Origin of the sequence: Bacteroides sp. MSK.18.37, assembly GCF_019129155.2 — a bacterium.
In the GTDB taxonomy this organism is placed as follows: Bacteria; Bacteroidota; Bacteroidia; order Bacteroidales; family Bacteroidaceae; genus Bacteroides; species Bacteroides ovatus.
This window is the reverse complement of record NZ_JAHOIB020000001.1, coordinates 4,211,140-4,233,207: the sequence shown is the minus strand read 5'-3', so window position 1 is coordinate 4,233,207 and position 22,068 is coordinate 4,211,140. Positions and strand designations below refer to the sequence as shown.

General features: G+C 41.4%; 14 protein-coding genes. All 14 read right to left on the bottom strand.

All coding sequences use genetic code 11. The features are described 5' to 3' along the window. Nucleotides 1-32: 32 nt before the first annotated feature. Complete coding sequence (locus KSX81_RS16360) at nt 33-3,983, bottom strand: helix-turn-helix domain-containing protein (RefSeq protein ID WP_118023839.1); 3,951 nt, start codon at nt 3,981-3,983, stop codon at nt 33-35. Between the two features lie 713 nt (nt 3,984-4,696). Beyond that, entirely contained in the window at nt 4,697-6,262 is a 1,566-nt protein-coding gene (gene tnpC, locus KSX81_RS16355; RefSeq protein WP_004296722.1) for an IS66 family transposase, read from the bottom strand. A gap of 86 nt (nt 6,263-6,348) precedes the next feature. After that, the gene (gene tnpB, locus KSX81_RS16350) at nt 6,349-6,699 is read right to left on the bottom strand and encodes an IS66 family insertion sequence element accessory protein TnpB (protein WP_004296723.1); all 351 of its coding nucleotides are present in this window, start codon (nt 6,697-6,699) and stop codon (nt 6,349-6,351) included. After that, complete coding sequence (locus KSX81_RS16345) at nt 6,687-7,091, bottom strand: hypothetical protein (protein WP_004319308.1); 405 nt, start codon at nt 7,089-7,091, stop codon at nt 6,687-6,689. Before KSX81_RS16345 ends, tnpB begins: the two co-directional genes overlap by 13 nt. A 403-nt stretch (nt 7,092-7,494) precedes the next feature. Beyond that, nucleotides 7,495-8,883, bottom strand: a complete 1,389-nt coding sequence (glmM, locus tag KSX81_RS16340; RefSeq protein WP_004297312.1) for a phosphoglucosamine mutase — start codon at nt 8,881-8,883, stop codon at nt 7,495-7,497. A 42-nt stretch (nt 8,884-8,925) separates the two neighbouring features. After that, nucleotides 8,926-9,621 carry a DUF4827 domain-containing protein gene (locus KSX81_RS16335; RefSeq protein WP_004297311.1) on the bottom strand — a complete coding sequence of 232 codons (696 nt, stop codon included), beginning with the start codon at nt 9,619-9,621 and terminating at the stop codon, nt 8,926-8,928. A gap of 118 nt (nt 9,622-9,739) precedes the next feature. Next, entirely contained in the window at nt 9,740-10,777 is a 1,038-nt protein-coding gene (locus KSX81_RS16330; protein WP_004297310.1) for a DHH family phosphoesterase, read from the bottom strand. Nucleotides 10,778-10,823: 46 nt separating this feature from the next. Further along, complete coding sequence (locus KSX81_RS16325) at nt 10,824-12,917, bottom strand: ComEC/Rec2 family competence protein (protein WP_004323610.1); 2,094 nt, start codon at nt 12,915-12,917, stop codon at nt 10,824-10,826. Between the two features lie 8 nt (nt 12,918-12,925). Further along, nucleotides 12,926-13,576 carry a ribulose-phosphate 3-epimerase gene (gene rpe, locus KSX81_RS16320; protein ID WP_004297307.1) on the bottom strand — a complete coding sequence of 217 codons (651 nt, stop codon included), beginning with the start codon at nt 13,574-13,576 and terminating at the stop codon, nt 12,926-12,928. Between the two features lie 98 nt (nt 13,577-13,674). Next, nucleotides 13,675-14,646 (bottom strand): methionyl-tRNA formyltransferase, encoded by a 972-nt coding sequence (gene fmt, locus KSX81_RS16315; protein WP_008776731.1) that lies wholly within the window; start codon nt 14,644-14,646, stop codon nt 13,675-13,677. Between the two features lie 71 nt (nt 14,647-14,717). Next, nucleotides 14,718-16,511: a chloride channel protein gene (locus KSX81_RS16310; protein ID WP_004297305.1), complete on the bottom strand. Its 1,794-nt coding sequence runs from the start codon at nt 16,509-16,511 to the stop codon at nt 14,718-14,720. Continuing rightward, complete coding sequence (locus KSX81_RS16305) at nt 16,512-17,075, bottom strand: L-threonylcarbamoyladenylate synthase (protein ID WP_004297304.1); 564 nt, start codon at nt 17,073-17,075, stop codon at nt 16,512-16,514. It lies immediately after the preceding gene. Nucleotides 17,076-17,277: 202 nt separating this feature from the next. Further along, nucleotides 17,278-18,903 carry a RagB/SusD family nutrient uptake outer membrane protein gene (locus KSX81_RS16300; RefSeq protein WP_004297303.1) on the bottom strand — a complete coding sequence of 542 codons (1,626 nt, stop codon included), beginning with the start codon at nt 18,901-18,903 and terminating at the stop codon, nt 17,278-17,280. Between the two features lie 25 nt (nt 18,904-18,928). After that, the gene (locus KSX81_RS16295; RefSeq protein ID WP_004323608.1) at nt 18,929-21,955 is read right to left on the bottom strand and encodes a SusC/RagA family TonB-linked outer membrane protein; all 3,027 of its coding nucleotides are present in this window, start codon (nt 21,953-21,955) and stop codon (nt 18,929-18,931) included. Nucleotides 21,956-22,068 lie beyond the last annotated feature (113 nt).

Genomic DNA, 22,068 nt, shown 5'->3' with positions numbered 1-22,068 from the left:
ATAATGAGCGCACAATATAAAGTACAAGAAAACTACGGATTCTTATGCTGTTCTCGATAATCCTTAGGTGTCATACCGAATTTTCTAGCAAATTCTTTGTAAAAATAGGAACGACTTGATATCCCCACATCAGCAATAACGTCCTGAATAGAAAGATCTTCCTCTCTTAAAAGGCGCGCAGCTTTCTCCATCCGATAGTTTTTAATCAGATCGCTAGGAGCAATGGGAGATATTTCCTTAAACTTACGATAAAACTGGCGCGGACTCATTGCCATACGATCGGCTATCAATGTTGAACCCAATTCTTCCTCTTCAAGATTCTGTTCAATCACTTGTAAAAGTTTACGGATAAAATCAGCCTGTTCTGCTGTAGTACACACTATTTGCCCTGCCAATTCACCCAAATCTTCCAAATAAATTTGTTTGGCTTCCCGCTTACCATAAATAGCTTTATGAACATCTTCTTTCAGAAAGAGAATATCATAGGGTAGTACAATATAGGAATCGGACCATTTAATCAATTCGCGTTGAATAACCGAACTTGCTTTCCATGTCAGCAAAGGAATAAAAGCTGTTTTCGATAAAGCCGAGCGATTCTTTCCAACATATTCCATAAACGTACTTTCCTCTTCCGCATACATAGCCATATCAACTAAAAAAACAGCAGGAACCGAACGATGAATTTCCTCAAATGCCACCTGTACACTTTTCACCGAATGTATCAAATATTCTTCAGAAAGTAATCCTGTTATCAACCAAACCATTTCTTCACGATCTTCTAATAAAAGAATCGTTTTCTTTTCACTCGATTGATTTTCAATTAATGTGGCGGGATCGAAAGTAAGCATCAGGCTATGTTGACCACTGTCAGATTCTACATAACGAACAACTGTATGAAGTTGCTCTAAAGCTGATTGCACAAAACAAAGCATCAACTGAATACCGAAAAACCGATCAATATCTTCTTTATTAAACACAGAGGAAGGAGTTCCGGTCAGTTGTTGTTGTAGTTCTTTAAGCACATCAACCGTACCAGATATTATTAACGACATCTTGCCGTTTTCTTCCTGCACACTAACCGTAATTCTGCCTGACGATGTTTTCTGACAAACAAACTGATAACAATAATAAAGAATACAACGTAAAGCATTTTTATAGACCGGAAAAGTAAAATTCGCAGGAATCAGAGATTGTACCAAAGTAACATCTACTCCTTCTGACTTCAACGTGCGAAGTACTTCCATAGATAACTCCTGTATACACATACGGGCAGACAAAACAAAGGTAGTAGGATAAAAATGCTTCAGTTTCTCTGAATAAAGCGTCTCTGGCCGGAAAAGAGCACTCATCGCTGTTTCACGTATTAACTCCACTTGCTTACGACGTTGTTCATAAGAGGTGTTTTCTGCACGTAGCTGATCGCAAGCATGGTAAATGAGGGTAAAACTATCCAATAAGTCACGATTATAACTACTACTTTCCAGCACCTTTTTATTATTTTCCGTATTGAGCAACCGTTTCAGTATACGTTCATGAAGGATATATTTACGAAGTAAATGAAACAAATAAACCACAAAGAGCACTATTAATAAAATATAAAGGAGATAAGCCCATAGCGACTGATACCACGGTGGAAGAATATGTATGGGAATGGAAAAGAATTTATACTCCGTATCGAACACGTCTTTCTTATAACGGACTTTAAAAATATAATCACCCGCAGGCACATCAGTATATGAAGCCTCATTGATGCTGCTGAATGAAGTCCATTGGTTATCATATCCTTCCAGGATGAATGAATATTCCACTTCTTTCCCGGTCAAATAATCAGGTACGGTAAAAGAAAGAGAGAAAGAAGTTTCCGCTCCTTCCAATTGCAGACTTTTTCCATCTTCCGTATAATAATCACCTAAATTTACTGCTGTCCGCCCAAGCCACAACCGACGTAACACAATATCCGGATAAAACTCAGGGGCAGCCGCCACTTTACGATCCAGATAAAGCAGTCCATCAATTCCTCCAAAGAAAAGACTGCCTGTATAAGGACACTGATAATAGGCATCATCACTAAACTCTCCTATTTGCACACCGGCACTGTAATAATAATCATGCGACGAGCCATTTTTCGGATTATATTTGATGAGTCCGCGATTGGTACCCAGCCAAAGGAAGCCATTGCCATCTTCCTGTATACCATGTATCATATCATTAAGAAGTCCCTGCTCCCTACCGATATAAGTAGCTTCTATCTTCTTTCCACAAAATGAAAGACAAACCAAACCAGAAGTTGTTCCTACATACATTTTACCATCTTCAGTGCGGTACAAACTTAATATATCGTCTACCGACTTGCGCAGCTTTTCTTTCAAAGAGATGACTTGATATTCTTCCGTTCGTTTATCGAAACGAACAAGTCCTTTTTCACGACTACCTAACCATAAGATAGAATCCCCTTCCGCCAACATGGGATAAAACATCATAATCTCCCGTTGCTCATGAAAAAAATGATAACGTTTTTGCTGACGTACATTAATAGTCCCTCCTTTCTTTTCAAGCACCATTTTATAAAAACCATCCACCGCCGTTACAGCATATAACACACTATCATTTTCTTCATAAATATCATGTATCTCAATAACAGGTCGACCGGAAGAATATTCTACCGAATGCACAGCATCATCTCTGAATGAATAATAAAATAATCCCGGATTTCCTGCCCCTATCCAGAAGCCATCCATATAGCGACTTTGGGCCAGTTTATAAACGTGAAACTCATGATTCCATTTAATATATGATGACATTACCTGTTTCTCTCCAGGAGAATAAACCATAGCCCTCCCAAGAGGATTTCCTACTGCTTCATGATAATCAGGCAAATGTAAAAGCCCATCTCCCTTTGTTCCAAACCATAATCCTCCATATTCATCTGTCAGTATCGAACGTACTTGTCTACTCAAATTAGGTGACATACGATTCAACATCAAATTGGTAGCGATCGAATATTTTTTGGCGTACATCACAGCTCCCTGCCCGTCCGATGCAATCCAAAGCAACCCTTGACGCGGTTCCCTATAAATTCCATAGATTCGGATATTACGATTGACGATCTCTTCTTCATACTTTTTAGAAGTACGTAAACGAATCAATCCATTAGCACGAAATCCAATGATAATATCTTCATAAAAGGGAACAATCCCTGTTATTACTCCATATTTCTGAACGAGTGATGAAAGATTACGAATATAAATCTTGGATTTACGAGAGATATCATACATATATAAATCTCTGTCACAATCTACGAAACAAAAAATACCATTCTGATAGAAAATATCTTCAATTGCTTTCGAATGGAACTTGTTTGTTGAGATAGATAATTTCACCGACAAACTATCCGTATCAAACCTATTGAGTGAGTAATTAAGAATTTGTCCCGTACTAGGTGGAAATACCCAAAGCCCCCCATCATCGGTCACAAATGCACGTCGTTCCATACTATCCACTGGTAAAACAGAAGTTTGTACCCGGATAAAACGTTGATGATGCGTATTATAATAGTAAATTCCGTCTCCGGTAAGTATCCAAGTGTTTCCCTGATTATTAGAATGAACATAATAATCACCTGAAAAATCATAGTTGGCTACCACTTGCCTCGCCTTTTGCGAGAAGCGGTTTACTCCCAAATGGGTAGAAATCCATAAGCAACTGTTATCTGCCTGCGAAATGGAATGAATCACGTTATTGCTCAACGTTTTGCTTTCTGAAAAATCAGAGCGAAACACTTCCATCGTCTTTCCATCCCAACAGTTCACTCCATCATACGTGCCAAACCACATCAGCCCCACATTATCTTGAAAAAGACAAAGCACTGCACTATTGGATAAGCCTTGTTGATAATCTACTTTTGAAAAGAAATAAGTATCATTGTCAGCTATAGCAGCCAATGATCTCATCATTATAAATAATGCTATCAGTTTTATTTTCATGTCGTACGTTTATCAATAAGCTGTTCAAAACCTGTTAGGCCTCTTGCTGATACTGTTACGGACATTAGTAACATTACTGGCAACACTTGTACCGTTTGCATGTTTTTCAATTTGTTAGTTCCTTCCTAGTCTCAACAGAAGTGTATACACAAAAGAAGCGCGAGACCGCTAAACTTATATCCAAGTGCAGGTTCTGGACTACCTCTGTGTTGAATACAAGCAAAAACAGCTCACGCCCTTGACTGTATATCAGCACCTAGGTGCAACATACAAACCAAAGGGAGAACGTTTTGTTTATTTCCTCAACACAGCTCGAATTGTCCAGATTCGCACTTGAGAAAAAGCACTAAACGCTTCCTTATAATAAAAACGTCCTAAAGGACAGTACAAATATACTACAATTTTCCTTTAATTATCCTTTTCACATATCAAATCTACATATATAAGCCGTTTATTTATCATTGATTATAAGATCTATAAACCTTTGTATATCACTAACCTCCTTATACTATATCTATTCTAACGAAGTAGAGAAGTAAGCTATATAGATTAGTTTCCTCTCAATACTGCTTACTTCTCATGTAATCTATTAATAGAAAAGTTGCTCTTGATTAAGTCCAAACTTTCTTTTTATTAACAGTAAAGTTGCTTTTCAGTAAGCGTCTCCGCGATTCTATATAGTGTATTAAAATAAAAAGGCTAATGATCCCTTTTTAGTCATTAGCCTTTTCCCATCTGTCAGGAAGCAGTTCCCTGTATTTTTCAATTGGTGTGTTCGGTTGCCATTCGGCTGTTCTGTTTATCACATCCGTGAGATACTCAAATAGATTCACTTTATGCATCCTACAAGTGAGTGCTATCGTATAGAGTATGGCGCCTCGTTCGGCCCCCTTATGGCTGCCGAAGAACAATGAGTTTTTTCTAGATAAGGATATGTACCGGTTCATCCGTTCAACCATATTGTTGTCCAGATAAGTGTCACCATAATTAAAGATGTCCACCACTGCATTCCACTCATTGCGAAGATAGGTAATGGCTTCCTGCAGTTCGCTCTTAGGTAATAAATCCCCCCGTTCTTCTATTTCATCAAGCACATCTTTTATTTCTCCGAGTATGTCCGGCGCATACTTTTTTCGATGCATAAGATTCTGTTCTACCGTCCATCCCTCAACCCCAACTTTATGCTTATGCTCGTTTTGATAAAGTGCGTTTATCAGCTCCACGATTCTTTTTGCATCCGGCTCCTTCTCACCGCAATCTATAAATTTCCGTTTTATATGTTGCAAGCACGGGATGCGTGTGATATTGGGATAAGCATCGCTTTCGAGCTTCCGGTAAGGTGAGTAACCATCGCTTTGTATGATACCTTTGCAACTGCCTAATTCGTTAAGAATAACTCTTTCAGACCGGGAGCCGTCATCATAGAGCAAGTATATCATCCTGGTGTTTATGCCGACAACCACCCAAAGGTATCCCTTCCTGACTCCTTTTCCCTTGCTGTTCTTTTCTGGGACGAGTATTTTGTAATAGGTTTCATCGGCTGCCTTATAAGGATCACTCAAAGCTGTCTGCCGGATGCACTTATAAAGATTTTCGAAGAGGTTTGAGGCTTTCTCTATCAACTTATGAGCCGTAGGTTTCTTCAGCGTAAAGCCATGACTCTCGAAGTAGTTGATGATTCTTTCAACAGGTAGCGATTGTATATAACGTAATTCCATCAATCCGGCAATAAATGAACCGTCATAGCTGGAATTCAAGAAGGCCGAAGCCGGTGTTTTTCCCTCAAACAGGCGACCTTCTTGCGTATAGGTGTGTATCTTGTAGACATGCTTGATGAAGCGCATGGGTACACATTCATAGCGGACGCATATTCTGGGAACAGTGGTAAACAACCGGGCCTTATTGATGTCAAAATCGGGATCATCGGGATAAACGACATGTTCTTCTTCCTCCATCTCATAATGCATGTCACGTTTGGCCCCATTGTTCTTTCTTGCTTTACGCTTATCTGCTTTTTCCGCTTCTATCTTCTGTCGCTCCTCTTCGGATATGGCAGATTGGGGAGCCTGTTGCTGTTCGGATGTGTTGGATACAAGTTTGGCGAGTCCCTTAGTAAGGCGCTGTTGCTTGCTAAGAGATTCGCCTTTTTGAAGGAGTGCCTCTTTAAGGGAAGAAACCTCCTTTATCAAAGCATCTATTTGGTCCAAGAGTCTGTTGTTGTCATCTCGTAATCCCTTGATTTGTTCCTTCAATAACTCTATGATCTCATCCTTTTTCATGGCATAAAGATATAAAAAATCAACGAATTGGCCAAATAAACCGGATGATATCTTTAGCGCAAATATCTAATAATCAGAATGTTGAATTAGATCCTAAAACGCTTTCTCAACCGTACAGACTTTAATGACACTCCATTTAAGATAAAAGACAAAACCTGATAAGAAATCTCGTAATTACCTGTATTGGGGTTAAATGTCGGTAACTCAAAACTTCCACCTTCGAGGCGCTTGTAGTACAGAAGAAAGCCATCGCCATCCCAACGCAGTATTTTTACACTTTGTCGGTTTTTACCAAAGAATAAAAAGATATCTCCGGAAACGGGAGACAAGTCCTTCATTTCCGATCGTATAATTTTGAATAAACCGTCAATGCCAAGGTTCATACGAACAAAGCCCTGGTACAGATAGTATCGATTGGCTGATGTTAGAGAATACATGGATCTCCCTCCGTTCTTTCGTAATCGCGCAACATTTTAATAACACCACCGGGTGTGGCCCGTTTGACCGAAATGGTGGTTCCACTGTTAAAGGTGATTGTGATCCCGGCAAGACTAAACTCTTCTTCCGACAACATGGCGGGTGCTATTTGAGTGAATGAAGGAGAGGAAGTTGTCGGTTGGGAGGGTTCAACGCCGCCATAATAATCACGGACCACATCTGCCTTGGCTTGTTTAACGCTATAGCCCCGTCTGGACATCCAGGAACTCATACCACCAAAAGTGGTATGCTGATCGCGGCAAACATCGGCTAAAGAACAATTGTAGTCTACTTTCAATGCTTCAAGGAAATGTTTCCAAGTTTTTCCAAATCGATTTTCTGCTAAATCCATAATGCTTCATTTTTATACATAGCAAAAATATAAGAATGAAAAAAGGGCGACAAGATAGAATCGCGGAGACGCTTACGCTTTTCATCCCTTCCAATCTATAAATGCAAGCTTCATTTATAAAAACAAAGGTTCCATTTTTAAAAACAAAACTTGCATTTATAAAAATGAAGCTTGCATTTTAAGTTTGTAAATAACAAAAGAGAAGTTTACTATTGGACGAAAGGAAGTTTAGACTTAATCAAAAGAAACTTTATTGTTAATACTCAAGGAGAAGAGTAACTATCATTATTCAGTGGATATCATCCTAATAAAAAGTCTCGTATATCAATGAGACAACTTATTCAGTTATCTTTATGATATACGAGACTCAAATGTTATAAATAAAATCCTATTTTACAGGATATTATTTTGCTAATTCATTAATCACATCCATTATCTTCTGACCGATTTCCTCGGCAGCTTCCATAGTAGAAGCTTCACTATACACACGGATGATCGGTTCTGTATTACTCTTGCGCAAATGCACCCATTTGTCGGCAAAGTCTATTTTCACACCGTCGATATCGTTGATTTCTTCGTTCTTATAGATTTCCTTCACTTTGGCAAGGATAGCATCTACATCGATTTCCGGAGTCAAGTCTACACGGTTTTTAGCAATGAAGTAAGGAGGATAAGTAGCACGGAGCTCGCTAACCTTTTTTCCTTCGTGAGCCAGATGGCTAAGGAATAATGCGATGCCTACCAATGCATCACGTCCGTAGTGACTAGCAGGATAAATTACTCCACCATTTCCCTCACCGCCGATAACGGCATTGGTTGCTTTCATCTTCGTTACAACATTTACTTCGCCTACGGCAGAAGCGCTGTATTCCATTCCATACTTGCGAGTTACATCACGCAAAGCACGAGTAGAGCTCAAATTAGAAACAGTGTTACCGGGGGTATGTTTCAGTACATAGTCGGCAACAGTAACCAGTGTATATTCTTCACCGTACATTACGCCATTCTCGCAGATCATTGCCAGACGGTCAACATCGGGGTCTACAACAAAAGCTACATCGGCCTTTCCACCTTTCATTAAGTTCATGATGTCACCGAGGTTCTTTTCAAGCGGTTCGGGGTTGTGCTGGAAGTTTCCGGTAGGTTCACAGTAGAGTTTCTCTACATGTTTCACACCTAAACGTTCAAGAAGTTCGGGAAGAATGATACCGCCTACCGAGTTTACACAGTCAATAGCTACCCGGAAATCAGCTTTTTTGATAGCTTCTACATCTACCAGGTCAAGAGCCAATACACTGTCGATATGTTTCTGATTATAAGTCAGGTCTTTGCGGTAAGATCCCAGATGGTCGACATCGGCATAGTCAAATTCTTCAGCTTCAGAAATACGAAGTACTTCGTTGCCTTCGGCTGCATTCAGAAATTCACCATGTTCATTCAGCAATTTTAGTGCGTTCCACTGTTTCGGGTTATGAGAAGCTGTCAGGATAATACCGCCACAGGCGCCTTCCATTGTTACAGCAAGTTCTGTGGTCGGGGTAGAAGCAAGATCAATGTCTACTACATCCCAGCCCATTCCCATCAATGTGCCGACTACTACGTTTTTTACCATTTCACCGGAAATGCGGGCATCACGTCCCACAACAATCTTATTACTCTTTGCCTTGCAGGTTCTACGAATCAAAGTAGCATAAGCCGAGGTGAATTTTACAATGTCAAGCGGGTTCAGTCCTTCTCCCGCTCCTCCGCCAATAGTTCCGCGGATTCCAGAGATAGATTTGATTAGAGTCATAGGTTCTTTAGTTAAAGATTTGATTTATCTAATGTTAGTGCTTTAGCTTTTTGCTTTCTCGAACTTCCGGATATCATAGAAATAAGGATTGACATATTGTTGTGCAGTTGTATGTCCCATCTTAGAAGGTACAATTAGGCGTACATGGGCATTATTACGCAAATATGGTAAAGCAATCAGCCATCCGGATGGAATTGCAGTTCCATAACCATTAGCAACTGTCCACAAATAGTCATAATCAAAATCACCAGATAAAACGATTCCATAAACAGTAGATGAGTTTTGCACATAACGGAATGTTAATGGAGACTTATAATATTCAGAAATATCCATCCATTTTTCCAAAGGAACATTGAAACATGTAGTATCTCCTGTCATCATATCCTGTTCTACATAGCGGGTACAAATGACATTATTGTTAGCAAAAGTATCTACCTCATTAATAACTTCAACTCCATTCTTATCCTCTTTTCCTCCACGATCTACGATCTGCATATATACGCCATTGGAGAAAGCAACGTATTCGTCATATCCATTCCCCGCTTCTTTAGAAGCTGTAATCGTATCCCGTTCAAACTCTTCCAGTGAAATGACACGGATATCATTATCTTTGATGAACTTATTCACCGCATTTTTCTCGTCTTCCAGCATTTCTGCATAAGTCTTCGAATTGTCGCATGCCTGGAACAGACTTCCGGCGGTTAACAAAGAGAGAAATAAAAATACAAGTTTCTTCATTATCTGTTATTTAGCTATATTCCGCACAAATGTATCTCAAAATCATTAAAAGTTGAAAGGGGGAAGTTGAAAGTTCGTATCTTTTAACCTTTCCATATTCACTTTTAACCTTCCATCTTTAGCTTTTCGCTGTTAGTAAAGGTTTATATTTCTCAAGCGCTTTCTCAAAGACCGCTTTTGCCTCTTCCATCGTTCCGAAAAATTCACCGCCCGAAGCATTCAAGTGGCCTCCTCCATGGAAGAATTCGGCAGCTAACTGATTGCATGGGAAGGTTCCTACTGAACGAAGGGATATTTTAATCATCGGTTTCTCGGTATCTTCCCTCAAGAAGCAAGAGAAACAGACATTTTTAATGGAAAGGGGAATATTAACAAAGCCTTCGCTATCGCCTTTTATATAGTTAAATTTGCTTTGCTCTGCTTTTGTCAGGGTGATTAGAGCCGAATTAGATTCCGAATACACAGTCATGTTCGATAATACATATCCCATCAAACGTAAACGGCTCTCCGAATAGGTGTTGTACACCTTACGATAAATATCATCTTTATCGATTCCTTTAGAAAGGAGTTCGCTAATGATAAAATAAATCTCCCGGTTGTTCGAGTTATAGGTGAACCCACCGGTATCTGTCATCATCCCTGTGTAGATACATTCTGCGCCTTCCTTAGAGATATCACTGAAATATCCCATACGGCAGATGAGACGAAATATCAGTTCGGAAGTAGAAGATATTTTGGGATAGGACATTACTATCTTACAGAAATCTTCGGGATATAAATGATGATCGATCATTATTTTACGTGCCGGAGAAGCGGCCACAGCATCTGCCATATCGTCGATACGCTTCAGTGCATTGAAATCGAGGCAACAGATGACGTCTGCTTCGGCGATCAATTTATCTGCAAAGTCTTTGTAACGGTCATACAACAGGATATCCTTACTGCCCGGCATCCACCGCAGAAAATCGGGAAAAGCATTCGGCACAATTACGTTTACTGTTTTCTCTTGTGAATCTAAAAAATGATATAATCCCAATGAAGAACCGATAGCATCGCCGTCAGGAGAAACATGAGATACAATTACTATTTTGTCAGCTCGTTCAAACCATTTAGTAAAATGGTCTATTTTGGCTTGTTCAATTACTTTCGTCAACATACTCTTATACTTTATCAAGGTGCAAATGTACGATAAATCTTTGTACTTAGAGCAAAAAGCGGACAGAACCTTCGTCGGATAGCGAGATAAACCGCAGACCGGATTGCTTGCATTCGCTTTCAAGGAGGTGTCTGCGGTATTCCGAGAGAGATGCGTCCAATATGACGTAAGAGAAAGAAAAGATTCGGGTGAGCTCTTCCAGATGTCCGTCATATCCTTTGCATAAGTAAAGATACTGAATATATAACGGAGAAACGGTGGTTTTGTTCCGCCAATGGTTATCATTTATTACACAAATATGACAGCCATGATAGGATATAATCTGCTGCTGACGATTAAGTTCCATATACCGGCAATCGGCAGTTATTTCTTTGGGAGGCAGAAGATGATGATGCTTCCAATAGTTAGCAGCCATGCGCTTCAGACGTTTTTCATTGGAGATAGTATCTACATAGTTTATCCAGGAACGTCCATCGCTCTCAATGCAATGTACTGCAGGGCAACCGCGCACGTTATAAAAGACCAGGCTTGTCCGGGGACGATCTAGCCAATATAATGTTGAATGATAAGTCCCCAGTAATAAGATAGAAAAAAGACAAATCAATAAATTCCGGTATCGACGGTTCATGAAATAATAGGTTAACAAAAAGCCAACGATATAGATACCCAATATTTCTGACTGATAAAGCCAGATTCCATCTATAGAAGCGTAAGGAAGCTGTTCCACCCATCGGACGAAGAAGTTAAGTCCTTCCAATAGTTTCTTAACACCTTCGGCCACTACGATCTGAAGCCACGAAAGAGGAGTCAGAAGAAGCATAATGACAGCAGCATACAGGATAATCGTAATGAAAGGAATAACAACCAAGTTCGTCAATAGAAAATGTACAGAGAACCGGGAAAAATAAAACATAACAAGCGGAGCCGTTCCTATTTGTGCAGCAACAGACACACTCATCAGTCCCCAAATATATTTTCCTATTCTACCTTTCACCGTAATCAGGTGATAGATTGGTTTTTGAATCAATAGGATGGAAGCAACAGCAAGGAAAGAGAGCTGGAAACCAACATCAAACAACCATGCCGGATTACAGAATAGCATCAACCATGCAGCTGCCGCCAATGTATTTAGAGATAGCGGTTGGCGACCAACCATATCTGCCATTGCTAAAATTGAAAACATACTGACCGAGCGTACTACCGAAGGAGAAAGTCCTGTGAAAAAGGCAAAAGCCCATAATAGGATAAGAAGAAGAACAGAACGTATAGCTCTACCTATATTTCCTCTTCGGGCAATAGGTTTCAGTATGAAAAAGAGCAGTGTATATAAAAGCCCGATATGCAAACCGGATAGAGCTAGAATATGACTTGCACCGGCCACCGAATAACTCTCACGAACCGAATCACTTAATTCCGTTTTGTCTCCTATGGTCAGTGCTGAAAGTACAGCCAGTTCATCACCGGAAAATCCCAGTTTCTGATAAAGTGAAATCATCCTTCTTCGGCAAGAGCTGGCTATACTTTTGAGATCAAGGTTATTCATCCCGTCCTGTTTTGTCCATTTCCCGGATGCAACATATCCTGTTCCACTGATTCCTTTCCGCATCAGGAAGCGGGCATAATCAAATTCATCAAAGTTCCGATTGTTGAGAGGGGGAGAAATACGGGCAGAAATCAGCAGTTCATCTCCACTTTTCAACCGGGTAACGACCGAATCTTGCTGTAGATAAAGAATTACAGCACGTTCTATCGGATATGTGCCGGCAGTATCACGACGTTCCTTTAATAATGTCTGGCAGAGGTAGGTATGTTCTTTCGCTTGAGGTGCATCCGTTATTAAAACCCGATACACTGTTTCTTCTTCCGGAAAAGAGTAGACAGCGTGTTGTAATTGCCAAGTTATTCCAAGCCATCCTCCTATAAAACAAAGGATAGAGACTGCTAATCCAAAGCACCATCGCAATGAATGGCGTTTCAGGAAATAAAGAACAAACAATAAAGCAATACAAAGTCCAAAGGCTAGAACACTCCAAAAAGGTTCCCATGAACGGTCAAAAAAATGATCTCCACAAAAAACGCCTGTTATCCAAGGGATAATCAGGCGTATATAGGGATATCGATGGATGTAAAAAGTACTCAACAGATGAGTTACAGTTCGTGCAACTGACGAATCATCGCCTCCGGATCGGGTGCCGCAAAGACAGCATTACCAGCCACTAACGCATCGGCTCCCGCCTCAACCAAGCGGGCACCTGTTTCCAGATTCACCCCACCGTCTACTTCAATGAGCGCTTTCGAACCTGTCCGTTCAATCAGGGCACGCAGCTCACGAACTTTTTCTACTGAATGTTCGATAAACTTCTGTCCGCCAAATCCCGGATTCACGCTCATGATAAGCACCATATATACATCCCGGATAATATCTTGTAAAAGAGCTACAGGAGTGGCTGGATTGATAGTTACAGCAGGCTGCATCCCAGCTTCTCTGATTTGTTGAATCACCCGATGCAAATGCGGGCAAGCTTCATAATGCACATTCATCGTATGGGCGCCCAACGCTTTTACCTCCGGAATAAACTTTTCCGGATTCACAATCATCAAATGCACATCCAGCGGTTTCTGGCTTAACTTCGCCACATATTTCAGTACCGGAAAGCCAAATGATATGTTCGGAACAAATACTCCGTCCATAATATCAATATGTACCCACTCCGCTTCACTGCGGTTTACCATTTCAATATCCTTTGCCAAATATCCAAAATCGGCAGAAAGAATGGAAGGAGCGATAATCGGTTTCATAATTCTTTTATTTTAGGTTCTAGCCGTCTCTTATTCGGGACGCTTTATTCTATTTATAATCTAATGGCTTGCTCGTTTTAATCTGCTCATCCGATTAATTACTTCATCAGACAACCATCTTCCAGGTGATATCCACGAAGCAATTCATCTATTTTCAGACGTTTTTTACCGGGAAGCTGTAAAGAAAGAATAGATACAAATCCATCCGGTACAGCTACTTTCATGAATTTCTTTCCATCGGTCACAATTGTTCCTGTAGCTAATTGATGTGATTCATAAATCTTCTCGCTTTCAAATATCTTCACGACCACTGCTGCTCCTTCTTCAGAAGTAATCAGTTCACTCCAAGCAGCAGGATAAGGTGATAATCCACGGATAAAATCATATATCTTCTTCACCGGCTGATTCCAGTCAATCCGACAGGTTTCTTTAAAGATCTTCGGAGCAGGACGAAGTTCACCGACAACCGCCATTTCTTCTTGAGGAATCGGTTTTACCGTTCCATTCAATATAGCGTCTACCGTTTCAAGAACCAGTTTTCCTCCCAGTACCATCAACTTATCATGTACCACTTCCACATTATCCGTATCTGCAATAGGTACATGTACTTGCTGAATGACTTCTCCGGTGTCTATCTCGTGTTTCAAAAAGAAAGTAGTAATTCCAGTTTCCGTATCACCATTGATAACCGCCCAATTAATGGGGGCAGCTCCACGGTATTGAGGAAGCAAAGAAGCATGAAGATTGAACGTACCCAGTCGTGGCATATTCCATACCACTTCCGGCAACATACGAAAAGCAACTACAATCTGCAAGTCCGCCTTCCATTCACGCAATGCTTCTACAAAAACCTCATCTTTTAACCTTTCCGGTTGAAGTAACGGTAAATTTTGTTCAAGCGCATATTGCTTTACAGGAGAATACTGGATCTTATGTCCGCGTCCGGCAGGCTTATCGGGCATTGTAATCACACCCACTACATTATAACCGCCTTCTACTAATTGACGCAGGGCCTCTACCGCAAAATCGGGAGTCCCCATATATACTATTCTTAAATCTTCTTTTTTCATAATCGTCTTATAATCTGCATAGCAACCTGTTATCTGCATAAACCCGGCTCCGGCATCTTGCCGATTGTCAGTTAGTCTTCAGAGAAATGTACCAATACTTGCCGGTATGAATTAAATATCTTCGATTTAGAAACAAATCCCTGATATCGCCCTTCTTCATCCACTACCGGAAGATTCCAGGCTTTCGTATCATCAAACGTCTGCATCACCTGTTCCATTCCATCCGTATCAAATATCTTGGCAGGGGCAGATGTCATTAATTTATTAACAGTGAAACGGTGATAAAGTTCTTGCCGGAACATGATGTTACGAATGTCGTCAAGAAGTACAATACCTAACAATTCACCTGTTTTTTTATCTGTCACCGGGAAGACATTTCGATGGGAAGCAGCAATTGCTTTCACTAATTCGCCCAAATCCATTTCCGGATGTACGACAACGAAATCTTTCTCCACCACATTCTCCATCTTCATCAACGTCAACACGGCTTTATCCTTATGGTGTGTAAGCAACTGTCCCTTCTTAGCTAAACGCATCGAATAGATACTATGAGGTTCGAAAGCTATAATGGTCAGATATGAACTTACAGATACAATCATCAACGGAAGAAATAAGTCATATCCCCCTGTCAATTCGGCGATCAGGAACACCCCTGTCAACGGAGCATGCATAACGCCACTCATCACTCCCGCCATCCCCATCAATGCAAAATTCTTTTCCGGCAAATAAGCGGAGAAAGCAAAGTCATTGCTAAAATGAGAAAAGACAAACCCGGCGATACATCCCAAATAAAGCGAAGGCGCAAAGATACCACCACAACCACCGCCACCATTCGTTGCACTGGAAGCAAAGACCTTCAGCAGAATAATCAGCATCAGATAAACCAGCAGCAAATTGCCATAGCCATAAAACATAGAATTGTTCATGACCGTATCCCACTCTGCCGCAGACGTTCCATTCAGCAAAAGATTAATGGTATCATATCCTTCACCATAAAGAGGCGGGAAAAGGAAGATCAATATACTCAACATCACACCACCGAAAGCCAGTTTCTTATAAGGGTTGTTGAGTTTACCAAAGACACCTTCCACCGAATTCATGGCACGCGTAAAGTACAATGAAATCAGTCCGCAAAAAATTCCCAGTAAAATAACAAAAGGAATACGCTCCAGTTCGAATGCCTGATCCAGATGAAACTTAAACATAGCCTCCGTACCGGTGATTATATATGAAACGGTTGCCGCTGTCACGGCAGAAATCAGCAGGGGAAGTAAAGAGGACATGGTCAGGTCGATCATCAAAACTTCCAATGTAAATACCAATCCCGCAATCGGAGCTTTAAAAATGCCGGCAATCGCACCTGCCGCGCCACAGCCGACGAGCAACATCAGCGTGCGGTGCTCCATCTTGAATACACTCCCTAAATTGGAACCGATTGCCGAACCTGTCAGTACAATCGGCGCCTCTGCTCCAACCGATCCACCAAACCCGATGGTGATCGCACTGGCAATGGTAGAGGACCAGATATTATGTCGCTTGATACGTCCCTGTCTACGGGAAATAGCATATAGAATTTTGGTGACTCCATGGCTGATGTCATCCTTTACAATATTACGAACAAACCAACCTGCAAGAAAAATCCCGACTACCGGATATACCAAATACAGGTAGTTAGCTTCCGTTGCATTAAAATTATCAGTTAGGAAATTCTGTATCTGATGGATAAAGAATTTCAATATTAATGCGGCAAACGCTGTGAAAATTCCGACCAGGAAACTTAATATCAGAATAAATTGCTTCTCCTTTATATTCGCTTCCCGCCATTTGATGCAACGCTGTAATAAACTAAGTTTTTCTCCCTTCATTTATTCGCGAATTATCTTTATCACTCCACCTTTTTCCAACTTAATAATACTTGAGGGTCTCGGCCGGCTCATATCGTCCTGGCGAAAGCCAACGATATAATCTACCGCCGATTTGATTTCATCACTGATTTCGCTAAAATTAGCCGCACCCGGCTGCCCGCTGACATTAGCCGAAGTAGAAACGATTGCTTTACGGAACTGCTGACAGAGTCGTCTGGAAAAATCTTCATTCGTCACCCGAATCCCTACACTACCATCCTCGGCCAGCAAATTCGATGCTAAGTTACGTGCTCCGGAATAAATAATCGTCAACGGCTTGTCGGCAACTTCAATCAAATCCCATGCAACATCAGGCACATCCTGTACATAAAAATCTACTTTAACCGGAGAGTCTACCAAGACCAGCATAGCCTTGCTGTCAGCGCGCTTCTTAATCTCATACACGCGGCGTACAGCCTCTTCATTAGTCGCATCACAGCCTATACCCCATACGGTATCGGTGGGATAAAGGATCACTCCTCCTTCATTCATCACCTGACAGGCTTTTTTAATATCTTCTATCATTTCTTGATTAATTTCCGTTAAGAACAAGATGCAAAAATAACACTTTTATTCCATTTAGTGAAATCTAGCCCGACGTTTTTAAGTCCCTCAAAAATATAGATTGACACAACAAACCATACAAAAAAGAAAGAACGATGTAAATTAAGAGATAACCTACATCGTTCTATAAAAAACAGATCATTCAAAAAATCAACCCCTAACGCTATCTATTCTTCCAACTATTGTCCAGATTCGGGTTCAAAATCACATCTTCATAGGGATAAGGAACATACATCTTACTGTCATCCCAAGTTCCGGTGACCGTTACTGCTTCTTTCCTGAAAACTCCGGACACCACTTCAATAGGCTCATTTTTCTTACGGAATTCAAAATGATCCTTATACCGGTACATTCTGAACATATCCCTGGCTCTGCTCGCAATACCGCCCCAATAATAACCGGCCATTTCCCAACCATGTTCATTGTAGGCTGCTTCCGCCAGTTCATCAGGAGACATATCCGTCGTATATCTATTTGTTTTTTCACCGTCTGCCCTGTTGCGCACTTCGTTCAACACTTTAACCGCCTGTTCATTGATTTCTCCCGCACGGCCTGTTGCTTCGGCATACCAGCAATATACTTGCGAAAGACGTAATAACTGGAATGTTTTCTCCCCCGATGCATTGACTACGGCAGGATTTGTATAATCAAATTCAGTTCCGCGTACAGCACCTTCCACGGTCTTCATAAATACAGGTGCCACTACCTCGCGGGAAGCAGGATCGGTATCATACCACCAATCATATAGTTTCCCGTCGCTAAGCATGATTTTCGGGAAATACGTAGCATCTTTACGAGGACCTTCGGGGAAGTTCATCCAGAAATTAATTTCTCCATTCGTATCTCCCCAACCGGCCTGTTTCATATCTTGCAGGAAATCGGTCAAGGGAGCGGATTGTCCTGTCGCATCCCTATTATAATAGATACCCAACAGAAGTTCCGTATTCTTATTATTGTATTCCCATGAATATACCTGGCTATATTCCGGCAGCAGTTTATAATAGTAGCTACCACCATCTGCACCGTCTATCACTTCTTTGGCTTTGGCGGCAGCCAGCTTGTAATATTCTACTCCTTTATTAAGTGGCCATCCTGCCATACACATATAGACATAAGCCATCGTTGCTTTTACGGCTCCCTCACTTACAGCAATGTTCATTCCATTTCTGCCATACGGTTCCTTCGTGTACAGTGCGGGGCAATCGGTTTCTGCTATTTTCAGGTCAGACAGAATCAATTCGTACACTTCCTCTTCCGTCTTCAACGGAGCATTATAATCTATTTCTTCTTTCAGCATGATGGGAACCCGTCCCCAAGTAGTCACCAGATAAAAATAAGAGTAGGCCCTCCAATAATGTGCTTGTGCAATAGCCACTTTTATATCGTCTTTTGATACCTCCGGCGTACGCTCCGCATTATTTATGATAAAATTGGCAGCCTTGATAACTTTGAAACGCTGCTCCCACATACTGGACAACCACGAGTTATTGTCTTTCACATCAAACTGATCGTGTTCACGAAGAGGTTGTTTATTACTGGAAGGATGAGTGGAGATATCATCTCCCACCAGGAAGTTCGTTCCACAAAGATTATTACTAGCCTGTGAACTTGCGATCACGGAATAGAGAGCCGTCAGCGAAGCGTCCAAGTCTTCTTTATTACTGAAATAGGTATCCGAAGGTAACTGTCCTTTCGGATCTTCTTCCAGAAAATCACTACACGAAGTCCAACACAAAGCTGTCAGAAGTACAGGCAAGGCTTTCATTATAAAGGTATATGCTGTTTTCATACGGTTATTGTCTTAATACACGGTTTTAAAATCTGAATTTGGCTCCAAAGGTGATTGTCCGAGGAATCGGATAAGCACCGTAATCCAGTCCGTCATAACTGGTGTACACTTCAGGATCCATTCCTTTGTAGCGGGTGATTGTAAAGAGATCCTGTGCACTGACGGACAGTTGTACACTTGCAAACTTCAGTACACGGCGAGGAATGCGGTACGAGAGGCTGATATTCTTCAACTTGATAAAAGAAGCATCTTCAAGCCAGAAATCCGAATTAGCATAACTCTTGTTGTCGGTATTGGTAAGGCTCGGATAAAGAGCGTCCGCTTTGTTGGCAACATGATCCCATCCTTTGAAGTAGGCATCACGCAAGGTTACGAAACGAGAGACGCCAGTCATGGATGCCGCCATAAAACGGCTGATATTCAACCGGTCATATCCGGTGGCAGCATTAAAAAAGACATTCAGCGTCCAGTTTTTCCAAGTAACAGTATTGTTCCAACCTACTGTCCATTTGGGACTTGCCTGTCCTTTCACAACCAAATCATCGGAAGTCGGATTCGTTGTCAGACTACCATCTGCTTTCTGATAAAGATTGGCGCCTTTATCATCGAATCCTTTCCATTGATAGACATAGAAAGATCCCATAGGATAACCGGGCTTCATAATCTGCATAGGACCTCCCAAATCGCTATAGTTAGCAGTGAGTACAAAGTCATCGCCTGCGAGATCTGCTACTTCATTCTTCACATAAGAAGCATTCAGGCTGGTTTCCCACGTCACAGCCTCCTTTACAGGGAAAGTGGTAAGGGATAATTCGACTCCGGTATTGTTCAGTTTTCCTTGATTCACCCAATAAGTACCACCTCCGTTATATTTAGGCACCTGTTTCTGAAAAAGCAGATCTTTCGTTTGTTTCTTGAACCAGTCCACTGTAATATTAAAGCCTCCGATACTCATATCCAATCCCAAATCATATTGGTAAGTTTTTTCCCAGGTAATGCCGGGTGTAGCAAACTGATATCCCCAATATCCCGTAGAGGAAGTGGAAGTTCCCCAGCCGTAAGATGCCCCCGACAACATACCTAATGTGCTGTAAGCAGCAATATCCTGATTTCCGGTGACACCAAAGCTGGCACGCAGCTTCAGCTGATCGAGCACGTGCTGGTTGCTCATGAAAGATTCTTGTGCAATATCCCAAGCCACAGCTGCGGAAGGGAAATATCCCCATTTGTTGTCTCCCTGAAATTTAGAAGAACCGTCAGCTCTTAATGCAGCAGTAATAAAATATCGTTTCTTATAATCGTAATTAGCACGCACGATGCCGGAAGCCAAAGAAAATTCCGTATATGAATTGCTCGCATCTCTGATAGCAGCATTGCCAAGATTCCAGTACCCAACACTTTCATTGTTCAGATTGGAACCGGTTCCCTTTAGTTGTGAGTCCCACGAACGACTTATTTCCCATACACCCATGGCGGTGAAGCTATGATCTCCGAATTGCTTTTGCCAGGTCAGATTGTTAGTATTCTGCCAATAGTTATGCAATGCGTTGGTATTGCTTGCGCTATTGATAGCACCCGGTGAATCCAGTTTCGACCGGAAAGAATAAGAAGGACTATTATCGTAGTCATAACCTCCCTGAACGGAAAGCGTCAGTCCTTTCATGATCTTAAACAGCAATGTCAGGTTGGCGTTTAAATTATAGCTATAGCTATCGCTATTGTTCACTATCATTTCACCGTAAGGGCTGGAACCGATCATATTATACGGGTCTGTATTGTACACGCCGGTTTCGGGATCTTTCAGCTCCATGGTAGGCGAAAAGTTAGTGACATGCAACCAGTTCGCCCCACCTTCATTGTGTTTGTGAAGACTGGATGCGTTTAATTTTGCAGAGATTGTCAACCAGGGTTTCACTTCCGAGTCGATGTTTGCCCGAATCCCATAGCGTTTATAGTCGGACATGATCGTGATGGCTTCCTGATCAAGCACATTTCCCGAAATAAGGTATTTCACTTTTTCGTTTCCTCCGGATATGGCGAGCCGATAATCCTGGGTGATACCTGTACGAGTCAGAAGATCAGTCCAGTTGATTCCTTTCGTTCCATTTTTATAAGCCTCAAGGTCTTCGGCAGAGATAGTAGACGATCCGCGAATATCATTCAGTGCAGTTGCATATTCGTAAGCGTTCAGCAGGTCATACTGTTTTCTGACAGTCGAAAGCCCTACCGATGCATCGAACGTTACCTGTGCTTTTCCCTCACTACCCTGTTTGGTGGTTATCAGGATAACGCCATTCGAACCACGGGAACCGTAAATGGCAGTGGAGGAAGCGTCTTTCAGTATTTCCATCGACTGGATATCAGAAGGGTTGATACCGTCCAAGCCACTGGAAGAGATGATACCGTCAATCACATATAAAGGATCACTGCTTTTATTAATAGAGGTAGTTCCACGAACGCGCACCTTCATACTTGCTCCGGGCATACCACTCGTAGCAGTGACTTCTACACCGGGAGTACGACCCTGGAGTATATTTTCAACCCGTTGTACAGGTTGATTTTTGTATTGTCTGTTGGATACACCGGACACAGCACCCGTAAGGTCACTCTTTTTGACGGTTCCGTATCCTACCACTACCACTTCATCCAATAACTGATTGTCTTCTTTCAACACAACACGAAGAAGAGATCTCTTTCTGACTTTCACTTCCTGCGTATGATAGCCGATATAAGAGATCACTAAAATCGCTCCTTCCGGAGCTTCGAGAGTAAACCTACCATCCATATCACTGGTAGTTCCGGTATCTTCACCTTTGATAATGACGGAAGCACCAATGATTGTCTCTCCCTGTTCGTCGTTAATCACTCCTTTGATTGTCTTTCCAGCATCCCCGTCGGTATTAGTATCGCTGTTTGTCGTAACTTCATTGTTATTTTCCGGGGCTTCCTGTGTTTCTGTCTTCTGTTTTTCAAGAGGAGGAGCCACCTGCGCAAATAATCCGAAAGGCAGAAACAGCATTAAAAGAATGCATAATAGCCATTTGTTTTTCATTATTACTTCCATTATTGTTCTAAAATTAGAATAGTTATTAGGATAGATTACCATCAATATTAGGCAATTTATGTGCCAAAAGCATAACAAAAGACTGAAACAACGAGACTTGC